16 protein-coding genes are annotated in these 12,622 nt (G+C 69.5%); all 16 read right to left on the reverse strand.

All coding sequences use genetic code 11. From position 1 onward, the window contains the following. Positions 1-121: 121 nt before the first annotated feature. A complete protein-coding gene (locus KF903_RS09015; protein WP_291213821.1) occupies positions 122-745 on the reverse strand; it encodes an OmpA family protein in 624 nt (207 codons plus the stop codon). Between the two features lie 25 nt (positions 746-770). Then, positions 771-1,454: a hypothetical protein gene (locus KF903_RS09020; RefSeq protein WP_291213823.1), complete on the reverse strand. Its 684-nt coding sequence runs from the start codon at positions 1,452-1,454 to the stop codon at positions 771-773. Next, positions 1,447-2,082 carry a sigma-70 family RNA polymerase sigma factor gene (locus tag KF903_RS09025; RefSeq protein ID WP_291213825.1) on the reverse strand — a complete coding sequence of 212 codons (636 nt, stop codon included), beginning with the start codon at positions 2,080-2,082 and terminating at the stop codon, positions 1,447-1,449. The genes KF903_RS09020 and KF903_RS09025 overlap by 8 nt, the downstream gene beginning before the upstream one ends. 18 nt (positions 2,083-2,100) lie before the next feature. After that, entirely contained in the window at positions 2,101-2,427 is a 327-nt protein-coding gene (locus tag KF903_RS09030) for a hypothetical protein (RefSeq protein WP_291213827.1), read from the reverse strand. Between the two features lie 3 nt (positions 2,428-2,430). After that, positions 2,431-3,975, reverse strand: a complete 1,545-nt coding sequence (locus tag KF903_RS09035) for a DUF4384 domain-containing protein (protein WP_291213829.1) — start codon at positions 3,973-3,975, stop codon at positions 2,431-2,433. Continuing rightward, the gene (locus KF903_RS09040; protein ID WP_291213830.1) at positions 3,963-4,292 is read right to left on the reverse strand and encodes a hypothetical protein; all 330 of its coding nucleotides are present in this window, start codon (positions 4,290-4,292) and stop codon (positions 3,963-3,965) included. Before KF903_RS09040 ends, KF903_RS09035 begins: the two co-directional genes overlap by 13 nt. Before the next feature lie 75 nt (positions 4,293-4,367). Further along, positions 4,368-4,841 carry a hypothetical protein gene (locus KF903_RS09045; protein WP_291213832.1) on the reverse strand — a complete coding sequence of 158 codons (474 nt, stop codon included), beginning with the start codon at positions 4,839-4,841 and terminating at the stop codon, positions 4,368-4,370. A 301-nt stretch (positions 4,842-5,142) separates the two neighbouring features. Next, entirely contained in the window at positions 5,143-5,643 is a 501-nt protein-coding gene (locus KF903_RS09050; RefSeq protein ID WP_291213834.1) for a phosphatidylglycerophosphatase A, read from the reverse strand. After that, positions 5,640-6,611 (reverse strand): thiamine-phosphate kinase, encoded by a 972-nt coding sequence (thiL, locus tag KF903_RS09055; RefSeq protein ID WP_291213836.1) that lies wholly within the window; start codon positions 6,609-6,611, stop codon positions 5,640-5,642. Before thiL ends, KF903_RS09050 begins: the two co-directional genes overlap by 4 nt. A gap of 20 nt (positions 6,612-6,631) precedes the next feature. After that, complete coding sequence (gene nusB, locus KF903_RS09060) at positions 6,632-7,090, reverse strand: transcription antitermination factor NusB (protein WP_291213838.1); 459 nt, start codon at positions 7,088-7,090, stop codon at positions 6,632-6,634. Then, positions 7,087-7,548, reverse strand: a complete 462-nt coding sequence (ribH, locus tag KF903_RS09065) for a 6,7-dimethyl-8-ribityllumazine synthase (RefSeq protein WP_291213840.1) — start codon at positions 7,546-7,548, stop codon at positions 7,087-7,089. Before ribH ends, nusB begins: the two co-directional genes overlap by 4 nt. Positions 7,549-7,679: 131 nt before the next feature. Then, on the reverse strand, positions 7,680-8,786 hold the full coding sequence (gene ribB / locus KF903_RS09070; protein ID WP_291213842.1) for a 3,4-dihydroxy-2-butanone-4-phosphate synthase: 1,107 nt from the start codon (positions 8,784-8,786) through the stop codon (positions 7,680-7,682). Positions 8,787-8,848: 62 nt separating this feature from the next. Beyond that, positions 8,849-9,457, reverse strand: coding sequence for a riboflavin synthase (locus KF903_RS09075; protein ID WP_291213844.1), 609 nt, complete (start codon positions 9,455-9,457; stop codon positions 8,849-8,851). 3 nt (positions 9,458-9,460) lie between these two features. Further along, a complete protein-coding gene (gene ribD, locus KF903_RS09080) occupies positions 9,461-10,639 on the reverse strand; it encodes a bifunctional diaminohydroxyphosphoribosylaminopyrimidine deaminase/5-amino-6-(5-phosphoribosylamino)uracil reductase RibD (RefSeq protein ID WP_291213847.1) in 1,179 nt (392 codons plus the stop codon). 124 nt (positions 10,640-10,763) lie between these two features. Further along, positions 10,764-11,255, reverse strand: coding sequence for a transcriptional regulator NrdR (gene nrdR, locus KF903_RS09085; protein WP_291213849.1), 492 nt, complete (start codon positions 11,253-11,255; stop codon positions 10,764-10,766). 96 nt (positions 11,256-11,351) lie between these two features. Beyond that, on the reverse strand, positions 11,352-12,605 hold the full coding sequence (gene glyA / locus KF903_RS09090; RefSeq protein ID WP_291213851.1) for a serine hydroxymethyltransferase: 1,254 nt from the start codon (positions 12,603-12,605) through the stop codon (positions 11,352-11,354). Between the last annotated feature and the right edge of the window lie 17 nt (positions 12,606-12,622).

Consider the following 12,622-nt stretch of genomic DNA (forward strand, 5'->3'; position numbering starts at 1 on the left):
CAAGAGCCGTCGCCGGCATGAACGCCTCCTTGAAGAACGAGTTGGATACGACCGCCGTGGTGCGCGGTGCACGACTGCCCGCCTCGGCAGCCGTGCCTTGTGGTGCCTTGAATCAGACGACTCAGCCCAAGCGGAACTGCACCCGACGATTGCGCGGATCGAACGGATGTGCCGAATCGAGCGGCGCGCGCTGACCGAAGCCGTGGGTCTGCAGGCGCTCCGCGGAAATGTGATGCTGCTGTTGCAGGTAATGCTTGACGGCCTCGGCGCGGCGCTGCGACAGCAGCTCGTTGAACTGCGGCGTGCCGGTGGCGTCAGTGTGGCCATCGATGACGATGGTCGTGGCCGGATCGAGCAGCTTCAGCCCCTCGGCGATCGCGTCGAGCTGAGCCGTGGCCTGGGGCTGCAGCTGCGCCGAGCCCAGCGCGAAGCCGATTGCGACATCAAGCGTGCCGCCGGCTTGGACATCGCCGCCAACATCGGTGCCGGTTGTCGCATCGACCTCGGCCGCCGATGGTGCCGGCGTGGCGGCACCGTCATCGAACGACAGGCCACGCGTGCGAACCCGTGGACGGAAATTCTGCCCCGCCAGCGCGCGCGCCACATCGATCGGCCGCGGCACTTCGTTGGTGCCGATGTAGCGGGCGTTCTGCGCCTGCGCGGTCGGCGCGAGCGCGGCGGCGAATGCGGCGAGAACGGCGATGCGGAAGTTCATCTCGATGCTCCAGGGGTGGGTCCGCTGCATGAGTCGGCGCCGGGGCGCGATCGGTTCAAGGCGTTTTGGGCGGCCGCGGCGCCGGCAGACGTTCCACGCCGACCACCGAGCGCACAGCTGGCGCCGCACGCAGGCCGTCGGTGGCGGCGATCGCGCGCTGGCTCGGCACGGCCAGGTAATAGTCGCCGCCTTCGCCGGGGCCGGCGACGATCGAGGCCTGGTAGCGCGCGAGCAGCAGCCGCATCTGGGCCTCGCTGACCGCTGGATCGAACGCGACGCGCAGCAACACCGAATCGGCTGGAATGTGCGCGCCCGCCGTCTCGTCATGGGTGGCGCTGCCGCGCATGAGGTTGTGTCCATCGGTGCGCGTCACCAGCAGCGCGACCGATTGGGCCACCACGACCAGCAACGTGCAGGCCAGCGCGGGCCGCAGCCAGCCCTCGGGCAACGCCAACAGCCGACCCAGCAATGACCTGACCGGCGCCTGCCGCGAAGCGGGCGCGTCGCGGCGGGCCACGTGCGTGCCTGTTTCGCGGCGGATCCGCTCCAGCGTGCGTTGCAGCGCAATGTCCTCGGCCACGGCATCAAGGCGGCTCTGGCCTGTCGCAACCTGCTCCCAGAACGCCAGTTCGTTGCGCAACGCCGGATCGTTGCGCAGCCGGCGCGCCAGTTCGGCGCACATGGGCCCATCGAGGGTACGGTTGACGTACCAGGGCATTGAGTCGTGCAGGTCAGGCATGATTGGCGGTCCTCGTACTGGCGCGTCCTTCGTTGATCAGCAACAGGCGCAGGCAGTTCTGGATGTTCCTGCGCGCGTGGAACAGGCGCGTCTTGACGGTATTCTCGGGACAGTCCTGCAACACCGCGACGTCGGCCAACGGCGCGCCCTCGTAGAACACCAGATGCAGGCATTCGCGGTGCACGTCTGACAGCTTGTCCATGCAGTTGCGTACGCCGCGCTCGCGCTCCTGCGCAGCGACCGATTCGAACGCCGACACGTCCTCGGCCGGCAATGCCTCGTCGATCTCGGTACTGGTGGCGTCGAGCAGGCGCGACGGCGCGCGCAAGCGATCGAGCACGCGATGACGTGCGATGCCGAGCACCCAGGTGGAAAAGCGCGACCGCCCCTCGAAGCGCGTCGGGTTGCGCCACACCTCGAACATCGTGTCGGACACGACTTCTTCGGCCTGATCGTGGTTGCCGAGCAGACGCAATGCGTAGGCAAAGATGCGGCGTCCCATCGCCCGATGCAGCGTGATGAACGCCTGCTCGTCGCGAGCGGCCACACGCTGCAGCAGATACAGCGCCGTGTCATTGTCCAGATCAGATCCCGCGGACCGCGTCTGGGATGCCGAGTCAGTGCGCATGGGTATGCTCCCGCCCATTCACTCTATCACGCACAATGCATTCTGCAGGTCGTACAGGCGCAGGCCTTCGCCCTTGCCGGTCGCCACCGGCACCGAGCGCTCGGCCTCGGCCGGCGGCGCCGCAACCGTGCGCTCGACGATGAGATAACCCTTCTGCCAGCAGCGCAGCGTGTGGCGCTTGCCTTGCGGCGCTGGCAATGCGGTTGCAGTGAGCGATTCGATCTCGCCCAGGCCACGCGCGGCGCTGGCTTCACCGGGCTCCACCGCCGCCATGACGCGCTGCGTCACGGCCATGCCGCAGGCAACCCACGGCATCATCAAGATCATCGACCAGGCACGCTTCACGACTCAGCCCCCATACGGATTGGCGGCAAGGGCGGCGCCCACGCCCTTGAACTGGATTGCCGGCGCGACGGCATCGGGTGCCAGCCGCGTCAACAGCGCGCGCAATGCCGCCAGATCCTTGATTGCCGGCAGCGGCGCCAGATCACCGCCGGGCAGTGCGCCACCGAGCGCACTGTCGATGTTGCGCGTGGTGACGAAGCACTGCAGGTACTGCACGGTGGGCGCGGTGGTGATCTGGAAGCGGCCGGCCGGCAGCTCCAACGCGCGCCCGGCTGCCAGGCGCGACTGACCCTGCCAGCGGTTGGGATGGATGCGTGCAATCACGCCGGCCTCGTCCTGCAGGAAGCAGTACGCGTACGAATCGAGACTCGCCGTCAGCCGAAAGCGCACGGCGGTCGACTTGGCCGGATCGACCGGCACGGCCTGCAGCGTGGCGCGCAAGGTGGGCTTGGCCGCAGCCTCGAGTTTGGCCATCACCTGCTGCTGGTCGGCAGCGAAATGCGCCTTCATCAGCGCCAGCGAGAACTCGCCGCTATAGGGTACGCCAAGCACGTCGAAGTAGCGTCGCAGCGCGGTCTTGAATGCCGTCGGATCGGTCGGCTTGCCATCATCGGGCAGCAAACCGATTGCAGTCAGGTGACGGATATAGAACGCGAGCTTCTCGGCGCCGCCCATCCCATCCTGCCAATCCTCGATCTCGGCAACGACGTCGGGCTGGTTGCCATCCACGCCAAGGCATTTCCAATACGGCACCTTGGTGAGCTTGCCGATGAGCTCGATCGCCGACAGCTCGACGAGGTTGCGCACGGCAACAGTCTTGCCGTCGGACTTGGAAAAGCTCGTCATGTAGTTCACGCCGAGCTTGGAGAACGCCGCCTCGCCATCGAGGCCGTCACCTTCCTGCAGGATGGCGGCGCTGTTGCGCGAATTGACGCCGGGCACGATCGAGAAGTCGCTGGCGCGCACCATGGTGAGATCGAGTGCGAGCATGTTGATCGAAGTGCTGCGCGAAGCGCCCACGCCAAGAAAGTTCTTGCTGGCGATGCCGAGCGTGAGGCCGGCATCGGCAGTGCGCTTGGCCAGGTTGTCGTCGAACTGGGTGATGGAGCCACGCACGGTATAGGTCGGGATCAGCTCGGCCTGGAACGCAGCCAAGGAATTGGACTGCAGCATGTACGAGCTGAGGTTCTTGACGTCATCACCGAACGCCATCGTGCGGATCGCATGGCTGCGCCGCGTCATCTGCGACATCGCCGAGATGAACATCTGCGTGGTGCCGACCGAGACCTTGCCGGTCTTGTCGTTGAGATCCTCGACCAGCAGCGATGCGCTCGCGCCATAGGTCTCGAGCATCTCGTCCATGCAGCGCAGCGGCTTGTCGAAATCGGTGACCACGCGCTGCACCGGCAGCATCGTGCGCTGCACGCGCTCGCCGTACTCCTTGACCACCGGCGTGCGCGTGTCGGCCATGGACTGGCAGCCGCCGAGCGCGGTGACGAGCCCGGCCGCCAGCGCTGCGCTGCGCAGGAAGCGCGTCAGCGATTGCATAGCTGCACGATGTTGCCGGTCACGACCGTGACCGCCCGGCGCGGCGTCGGCGTGCGAGTGGGTGAGTTCGATTGCGGGCTGGCCACGTTCATCTCGCAGCTTTCGCTGGTTTGTCCAGGACTGCGGATCGCCGACTGGCGGCCGTTCTTGCCATCCTCGTAACGGTGGATCTTCGACAGTTCCTTGACGACGCTGGCGCGCGTGCCCTCGTCGAGGTCGCGGATGCTCGATCCAATACTGCCGCCACCAGCCCACACGGCCTGGGTCGCCAGCATGCCGGCGGCGATGAGCATCGATTGCAAGGTGGTCGTTTTCACCGTGGTACCTCCGTCAGGGCGATGGTGGATGGCGTGCCAGACGGCACGCCATCGGTCACTGGTGACACCCCGCGATCACTCGGCGTTGCCGACCTTGATGTCCTGCGTCGCCTTGGAACCCATCACGGCCGCGTTGGTCACGATGATGTTCTTGGTGGTCAGCGTGGCCTCGCCACCGTTGGCGGCATTGCCGAGCTTGAGGTTCTGCTTGGCCGTCGAGCCCATCACGGCCGCATTGGTCTGGATCAGGTTGTCGAACTTGACCGTCGACTTGCCGCCACCGCTGGCGTTGCCGATCTGTGTGCTCTGCTCGGCCTTGGAACCCATCACCGCGGCGTTGGTGACGATGACGTTCTTGCCGTTGACCGACGACTGGCCACCGTCCTTCGCATTGCCGATGTCGATCGACTGCTTGGCGGTCGAGCCCATGACGGCGGCATTGGTGGTGATCACGTTGTCGATCTTGACGTCGGACTTGCTCTTCTGCGCGTAGGCAACCGGCGACAACGCGAAAGCAAGCACGATGGCGGCGACGAGCTGGTTCTTCATGGGAATCTCCTGGATGAGTTCGATCAGGGTTGTGGTCCCCCGGTGGTGCTGTCGCTGCCAGTCCGGTGGTGTCCGTTCAGCTCAGTCGCATCGCGGCGCACGCAGGTTCAAACGATTTTTCGGGCCGACCGGGCAGGCCCGTCCCGCCGGGCACGCCGGAGCAGGCCCGCGCCGCGCGCACGACCGCGCCCGATGCAGCCGGGGACTGGCCAACACGGGTCCTTGCACAAGGGCGGCGTCACCAGCGTCCGCGGCCAGGCGCCGCCGCATGGCGGTGCGCCACGGACGACGCCCGCGCGGGCTAGCCGGGCGCGCTCAGATACAGCGCCAGCGCGAGCATGAGCGCGGCGTAGGCGCCGGCGATCACGTCATCGAGCATCACGCCAAGGCCACCGTCGACGCGGCGGTCGGCCCATGACACGGGCCAGGGTTTCCAGATGTCGAACAGGCGGAACAGCGCGAAGCCGGCCAGGAGCCACGGCCAGCCACGCGGCGCGAATACGAGCGGCAGCAGGGCGAGCCACTGGCCGACGAACTCGTCGATGACCACGCAACCGGGGTCGCTGCGCTGCAGGCGCGCCATCGCGACGTTCGCTGCCCACACCCCGAGCGCGAAGCCGAGCGCGAGCAGCACGAGATACCACGGCCACGGCAGTTCGCGCAGCAGGGGCCACGGCAGCAGCGCGGCGAGTGAGCCGGCGGTGCCGGGCGCGAGCGGACTGAGGCCCGAGCCGAAGCCGCAGGCGATCCATCCGCCCGGGTGACCGAGCAGCGCACGCCGCTGCGCGCGGTCGAGGCTCATGCGAAGTGCTCCCAGCCGGGCTGCGCCAGCGCGACCGGTCGATCGGCCGCATCGACGAGCTGCACGCCGCTGCCGGCCACCACGCTGCCGATCCGCGTGGCGCCACAGCCGAGTGCGGCCAGCTCACGCAATATGAAGTCCTCGTGCGCGGGCGGCGCGCTGAACGCGAGCTCGTAGTCGTCGCCGCCGGCGGCCTGCAAGGCGATGCGCAGCTCGCCGGCGCAGGCGGCGCGCAGCGCCGGTGACGCCGGCAGTTGCGCGGCGTGCAGGCGGATGCCGACCGCGCTGCGGCGCGCGACGTGGCCAAGGTCGGCGACGAGTCCGTCGGAGACGTCGATGCAGGCACTGGCGATGCCGCGCAGCGCGATGCCGGCGGCGACGCGCGGGGTGGGCCGGCGCATGCGTTGCAGCAGCGCCGCGCGACTGGACGGGTCCACGCCGTCGCGCCGCGCGCGCGCTTCATCGAGCCAGCGCAATCCGGCGGCCGCATCGCCGAGCGTGCCGGTGACGAACACCGCGTCGCCGACCTGTGCGCCGTCGCGACGCAGCGCGCACCCGGTCGGTACCAGGCCGTGCGCGGTGACGCCGATCGCGAGCGGACCGCCGGTGGTATCGCCACCGACCAGCGCCACGCCATGCAGTTGCATGAGCTCGGCAAAGCCGCTCGCGAAGCCGTCGACGAAGGCCGCATCGGCCTGCGGCAGCGTCAGCGCAAGCAGAACCCAGGCTGGCATGGCGCCCATCGCGGCCAGGTCCGACAGGTTGACCGCGAGCGCCTTCCAACCGATGTCGGCGGCATCGGCGCCGTGCGGAAAATGCACGCCGGCGACCAGGGTGTCGGTGGTGACGGCCAGCTCATGGGCGGCGGGCACGCGCAGCAGGGCCGCGTCGTCACCGATGCCGAGCACCACATCGGCACGCGCGCCGGTGCAGCGATCGCGGATGCGCTCGATCAGCGCGAATTCCATCGCCCGCGTCCGCCGCGCCGTCAGCGCGAAACGCTGTATTCGGCCGCGCGCAGGCTGGCCGCGAGCCGATCGAGAACGCCGTTGACATAGGTGTGGCCATGTTCGGCGCCAAACCGCTTGGTGGCCTCGACCGCTTCGTTGATGACGACGCGATAGGGCACGTCGATGCGCTCGCGCAATTCATAGGCGGCGATGCGCAGCGCGGCGCGCTCGATCGGGTCGACCCGCGCAACCTCGCGATCGAGCAGCGGCAGCAGCAACGCATCGAGCTCGGCCTGGCTGCGCGCCACCCCGCGCACGAGCTCCTCGAAATACGGCAGGTCGGCGATCTGCATGTCCTGCTCGCTGCGGAACTGCTCGACGATGCCCTCGATGCGGTTGCCCGACATCTGCCAGGCATAGACGGCCTGCAGCGCGCGTCGCCGCGCCCGCGACCGCGCGGCCGGATCGACGCCGGATGGATGCGATGGCTGGCTCATGGTGTCCTCCACAGGTCGATCATCTCCAGTGCGGCCAGCGCGACTTCCTCGCCCTTGTTGCCGTGCGCGCCGCCGGCGCGTGCCTGCGCGTCGGCGTGACGCTCGACGGCAAGCACGCCGTTGAGCACGGGCAGGCGGTGGTCGAGCGCGACCCGCAGCAGGCCTTGCGCGCAATTGTCGGCGACATGTTCGTAGTGGCGGGTGTCACCACGCACCACGCAGCCCAGCGCGAGCAGCGCCGCGTAACCGCGCCCGGCCAGGTGCGCCGCCAGCTGCGGGATCTCCCAGGCGCCGGGCACGCGGACCACGTCGATGTCGGCCTCGGCCACGCCATGCGCCTGCAGGCAGCGCCGGGCGCCGTCGACCAGCGCATCGACGATGGCCGGGTTCCAGCGACTGGCGATGATCGCGATGCGTGCACCGGCATGCGGTCGCAGCTCGCCACTGAGCGTTGGCATGGGTCAGATCGTTCCAATCGGGCGGGCCTCGCGGCCCGGCGGGTTGCGGCCCGGCGCGCACGCTCGTGCGTGCGCCCGCGGGCACCTGCCGCCGCCGGCGCAGGCCAGCCCATTGTCGCGCGTTTTTGCGCTCATGCGGTGCCGTCGCGCGGCAGATCCTCGTAGCCGTCGACGTCGAGGCCGAAGCCGCCGAGCGCGGCGAAGCGGCGCGGCGTGCCGAGCACGCGCAGGCGCCGCACGCCGAGGTCGCGCAGAATCTGCGCACCCACGCCATGCAGGCGGCCATCGTAGGCACCATCGGCCCCATCGACCGCCACCGCCTGCAGGCGCTCGAGCACGCGCTCACCCTCGTCGGGCGCCGACAGCACCACCACCACACCCCGCTCGCTGGCGGCAATGCGACGCAGCGCCGCGGTGGCGGTGATCGTGCCGGCGCCCTCGCGCAGATGCAGCACGTCGCTGCCGGTGTCGCGCAGGTGCACGCGAGCGAGCACCGGTGCGGCGCCGTCGACGGCGCCGCGCACCAGCGCGAAATGCGCCAGCCCGGCGAGCTGGTCACGGTAGCCGACGAGACGGAACGGGCCGAATTCGGTATCGACCTCGCGTTCGAACACGCGCACCACGGTGCGCTCATTGCGCAGCCGGTGACGAATGAGATCGGCAATCGTGCCGATCTTGAGCCCATGCTGCGCGGCGAAGCGTTCGAGCTCGGGTCGCCGCGCCATCGAGCCATCCTCGTGCAGGATCTCGACCAGCACGCCGGCCGGCTCGAAACCGGCCAGCGCCGCCAGATCGGCCGCCGCTTCGGTATGGCCCGCGCGCGTGAGCACGCCGCCGTTGCGTGCGGTGAGCGGAAAGATGTGGCCGGGCTGGGTCAGGTCGGCCGGCCGGGCATCGGCGCGCACGGCGGCCTGCACGGTGCGCGCGCGATCGAAGGCGGAAATGCCGGTGGTGACGCCTTCGGCGGCCTCGATCGACACCGTGAAATTGGTGTGGTGCGGCGAGGTGTTGTTGGCGACCATGGGACGCAGGCCGAGCTGGCTGCAGCGCGCCTGGCTCAGCGCCAGACAGATCAGGCCGCGCGCCTCGCGCGCCATGAAATTGATGTCCTCGGGCCGCACTTTCTGCGCCGCCATGATGAGGTCGCCTTCGTTCTCGCGATCCTCGTCGTCGACCACCACGACCATGCGGCCGGCGCGGATTTCGTCGATGAGTTCGGGAATGGTGGCAAAGGACATGGCGTGACCGGGAGAGCGTGGCGGAAATGTGCGGCGCGATATTTGCCCGCGCCGGGCGCGGTTCAAGTGGCGGCGTCGGTGCCTTGGGCAAGGCGCTCGGCGTAACGCGCCATGAGATCCACCTCGAGATTGACCGCGCTGCCGGGACGGGCGCCGCCGAGGCTCGTGGCGAGGAGCGTATGCGGGATCAAGCTGACGCCGAAGCAATCGCCGGCGAGCGTGTTGACCGTGAGGCTGGTGCCATCGACGCAGATCGAACCCTTGACCGCGATGTAGCGCATCAGCGCGGCGGGCGCACGCAAGGTCCAGCGCTGCGCGCCGCCGGCCTCCGGCTCGATCGCCACCACCTCGCCGATGCCATCGACGTGGCCGCTCACGAGATGGCCGCCGAGCCGGTCACTGAGCCGCAGCGCCTTTTCGAGATTGACGCGCGCCGCGGGCGCCAGCGCACCGAGCGTGGTGCGCGCGAGCGTCTCGGCCGACACGTCGGCACACCACTGGCGGCCCTCGCGCGCGACCACGGTGAGGCAGACACCGGCCACCGCGATGCTGTCGCCGAGTGCGACGTCGGTGAGGTCGAGCGAGCCCGCGTCGATGACGAGGCGCGCACCGGCGCCCTGCGCCTGGCGCGCGACGATGTGGCCGACGGCCTGGATGATGCCGGTGAACATCGTCTACTCCGCGCCGCTCGCCGCGGGCCGCAGCAGCAGGCGCCAATCGCTGCCGATCGCGCGCTGCTCGACCAGGCGCAACCGCCAGCGCGCCGCCATGTCCTGCAGCGGCGGCAGGTGCAGCAGCGGGCGCGCCGCATCGCCGAGCAGAACCGGCGCGATGTACAGCAGCAGCTCGTCGACGAGGCCGGCGGCGAACAGCGCACCGCACAGGGTCGGTCCGGCCTCCACCTGCACCTCGTTGGCGCCGCGCCGCGCGAGCTCGGCCAGCACCGCAGCCAGATCGAGGCGGCCGGCGTGACTGGGCATCGCGAGCAGTTCGGCGCTGCCATGGCGCGCACCGCCGAGCGTGGCCGGCGGCGCATGCAGCAGCAGCGTCGGCGCGCTCGCATCGAGCACGCGTGCCTGGGCGGGGATACGCAGCGCGGCATCGAGCACCACGCGCAGCGGCTGCACGAAAGGACTTGGCGCGGCGGCGGCGGCAATGCCTGCGCGACCGCCGGCCGCGTCCGCCGGTGCAACGTGCACGTCACCGGCCGCCGCACCGAGCCGCACGGTCAGGCGCGGATCGTCGGCCAGTACGGTGGCGCTGCCGGTCAGGATCGCGCTGCTGCGCGCGCGCCAGTGCTGCACGTCGGCACGCGCGCCGTCGCCGCTGATCCATTGCGAGCGGCCGTTGGCGAGCGCGGTGCGGCCGTCCAGGCTCATCGCGAGCTTGATGCGCAGCCATGGCCGCGCGCGCTGCATGCGACTGCAGAAGCCGCGATTGAGCTCGCCGGCCGGCTCGGCCAGCAGGCCGACATCGACCGCGATGCCGGCCTCGCGCAGCCGCTGCAGGCCGCGTCCGGCGACTTTCGGATTGGGGTCGGTCATCGCCACCACCACGCGCGCGACACCGGCGGCGATGAGCGCATCGACGCAGGGCGGCGTGCGGCCATGGTGGGCGCAGGGTTCGAGCGTGACGTATGCGGTGGCGCCGCGCGCACGCTCGCCGGCGGCATGCAATGCGAGCACTTCGGCGTGCGCCTCGCCGGCACGCACGTGCCAGCCTTCGCCGACGCAGGCATCGTCCCGCACGAGCACGCAGCCGACGCGCGGATTGGGCTGCGTCGTGTACAGCCCGCGCGCGGCCAGCTGCAGCGCACGCGCCATCCAGGCGTGGTCGGCGGCGCTCGCGCTCATCGCGGTGCCGGGCACAGCCGATGGCGGGGCGGCGCAGCGGCGCCGGCGCACACCGGCGCCAACGCGGCATCGACCCTGCGCGTGGCGCACGGCGCATGTCGCTCGATGCGCGCGCCGCAGCAGCTCATTCGTGCAGCAACGGCAGTTGGATGTCGGTGCCGGGCAGGTCGCGTTCGAGACGCTCGATCTCCTCGCGGAACGCCTGCACGTCCTCGAAACTGCGGTACACCGAGGCAAAGCGCACGTAGGCGACGTGATCGAGTTGCTTGAGCTCGTGCATGACGAGCTCGCCGACGCGCAGACTCGGCACTTCGCGCTCGCCGCTGCGGCGCAGCTCGGTGATGACCGCGCGCACGGCCGCGTCGACGGCCTCGCTCGCAATCGGCCGCTTCTGCAGCGCACGGCGAAAACCGGTGCGCAGCTTGGCCTCGTCGAACGGCTCGCGGCGACCGTCGCTCTTGACCACATTGGGCAGCTTGACCTCGGCGGTCTCGAAGGTGTTGAAGCGCTCGCCGCACTGCTCGCACTCGCGCCGGCGCCGGATCATCGTGCCGTCGTCGCTGACGCGGCTGTCGATGACGCGAGTGTCGGGATGCTGGCAGTACAGGCAGTGCATCGTCAGCAGGCGCCGAAGTCGGGCGACAGGAATGCAGGCCGCGCATGCGACGCGCTGACTGCGCCGGCCCGTCCGCCGCGACTCGCGTGCACGCGCTCAGCCATACACCGGGTACTTGCGGCACTGCGCGACGACCTTGTCGCGCACGGCGGCGAGCACCTGCTCGTCATGCGGCGCGTCGAGCACGTCGCAGATCCAGCCGGCCAGATCGACACAGTCCTGCTCGCCGTAGCCGCGCGTGGTCACCGCCGGCGTGCCGATGCGCAGGCCCGAGGTCACGAACGGCTTCTGCGGGTCGTTGGGCACCGCGTTCTTGTTGACCGTGATATGGGCCTTGCCGAGCAGGGCTTCGGCATCCTTGCCCGTGAGCGGCTTGCCGATCAGGTCGACCAGCATGAGATGGTTTTCGGTGCCGCCCGACACGACCTTGTAGCCACGTGCGATCAGCGTGCGCGCCATCGCCTTGGCGTTCTTCGCCACCTGCTGCTGGTAGGCCTTGAACTCGGGCTCGAGCGCTTCCTTGAACGCGACCGCCTTGGCCGCGATCACATGCATGAGCGGACCGCCCTGCAGCGCCGGAAACACGATCGACTGCAGCTTCTTGACCAGCTCCTCGGACGGATTTTTCGCCAGCACGATGCCGCCGCGCGGGCCGCGCAGCGTCTTGTGCGTGGTCGAGGTCACCACATGCGCATGCGGCAGCGGGCTCGGATAGACGCCGGCGGCGATGAGGCCGGCCGGATGCGCCATGTCGACAAACAGCCAGGCGCCGACCTTGTCGGCGATGGCGCGGAAGCGGGCCCAGTCCATCACCTGCGAATAGGCCGAGAAGCCGGCCACCACCATCTTGGGCTTGTGCTCGAGCGCAAGGCGTTCGATTTCGTCGTAGTCGAGCAGACCGTTGGCATCGACGCCGTACTGCACGGCGTTGAAGACCTTGCCCGACAGGTTGACCTTGGCGCCGTGGGTGAGGTGGCCACCATGGGCGAGGCTCATGCCGAGGATCGTGTCGCCCGGCTGCAGCAGCGCGAAGTACACGGCCTGGTTGGCCTGCGAACCCGAGTGCGGCTGCACGTTGGCATAGTCGCAGTCGAACAGCTGCTTGACGCGCTCGATGGCCAGGCTCTCGGCCACGTCGACGTACTCGCACCCGCCGTAGTAGCGCTTGTGCGGATAGCCCTCGGCGTACTTGTTGGTGAGCACGCTGCCCTGTGCCTCGAGCACGCGCGGGCTGGCGTAGTTTTCCGAGGCGATCAGCTCGACGTGATCCTCCTGGCGGCGCTGCTCGTCGGCGATCGCCTGGGCCAGTTCGGGATCGAAACCTGCGATGCGGGCATCCTTCGGAAACATGGCGGAACCTGTGCCGG

This window comes from Dokdonella sp. (assembly GCF_019634845.1).
Lineage (GTDB): Bacteria > Pseudomonadota > Gammaproteobacteria > Xanthomonadales > Rhodanobacteraceae > Dokdonella_A.

Excerpts from the sequence above, each read along its gene's own strand:
- KF903_RS09020 (WP_291213823.1), bottom strand. The coding sequence starts at position 1,454 with ATGCCTGACCTGCACGACTCAATGCCCTGGTACGTCAACCGTACCCTC.
- nrdR (WP_291213849.1), bottom strand. The coding sequence starts at position 11,255 with ATGCACTGCCTGTACTGCCAGCATCCCGACACTCGCGTCATCGACAGC.
- ribD (WP_291213847.1), bottom strand. The coding sequence starts at position 10,639 with ATGAGCGCGAGCGCCGCCGACCACGCCTGGATGGCGCGTGCGCTGCAG.
- glyA (WP_291213851.1), bottom strand. The coding sequence starts at position 12,605 with ATGTTTCCGAAGGATGCCCGCATCGCAGGTTTCGATCCCGAACTGGCC.
- ribH (WP_291213840.1), bottom strand. The coding sequence starts at position 7,548 with ATGCCAACGCTCAGTGGCGAGCTGCGACCGCATGCCGGTGCACGCATC.
- nusB (WP_291213838.1), bottom strand. The coding sequence starts at position 7,090 with ATGAGCCAGCCATCGCATCCATCCGGCGTCGATCCGGCCGCGCGGTCG.
- KF903_RS09035 (WP_291213829.1), bottom strand. The coding sequence starts at position 3,975 with ATGCAATCGCTGACGCGCTTCCTGCGCAGCGCAGCGCTGGCGGCCGGG.
- ribB (WP_291213842.1), bottom strand. The coding sequence starts at position 8,786 with ATGTCCTTTGCCACCATTCCCGAACTCATCGACGAAATCCGCGCCGGC.
- KF903_RS09075 (WP_291213844.1), bottom strand. The coding sequence starts at position 9,457 with ATGTTCACCGGCATCATCCAGGCCGTCGGCCACATCGTCGCGCGCCAG.
- KF903_RS09025 (WP_291213825.1), bottom strand. The coding sequence starts at position 2,082 with ATGCGCACTGACTCGGCATCCCAGACGCGGTCCGCGGGATCTGATCTG.
- KF903_RS09015 (WP_291213821.1), bottom strand. The coding sequence starts at position 745 with ATGCAGCGGACCCACCCCTGGAGCATCGAGATGAACTTCCGCATCGCC.
- KF903_RS09050 (WP_291213834.1), bottom strand. The coding sequence starts at position 5,643 with ATGAGCCTCGACCGCGCGCAGCGGCGTGCGCTGCTCGGTCACCCGGGC.
- KF903_RS09045 (WP_291213832.1), bottom strand. The coding sequence starts at position 4,841 with ATGAAGAACCAGCTCGTCGCCGCCATCGTGCTTGCTTTCGCGTTGTCG.
- thiL (WP_291213836.1), bottom strand. The coding sequence starts at position 6,611 with ATGGAATTCGCGCTGATCGAGCGCATCCGCGATCGCTGCACCGGCGCG.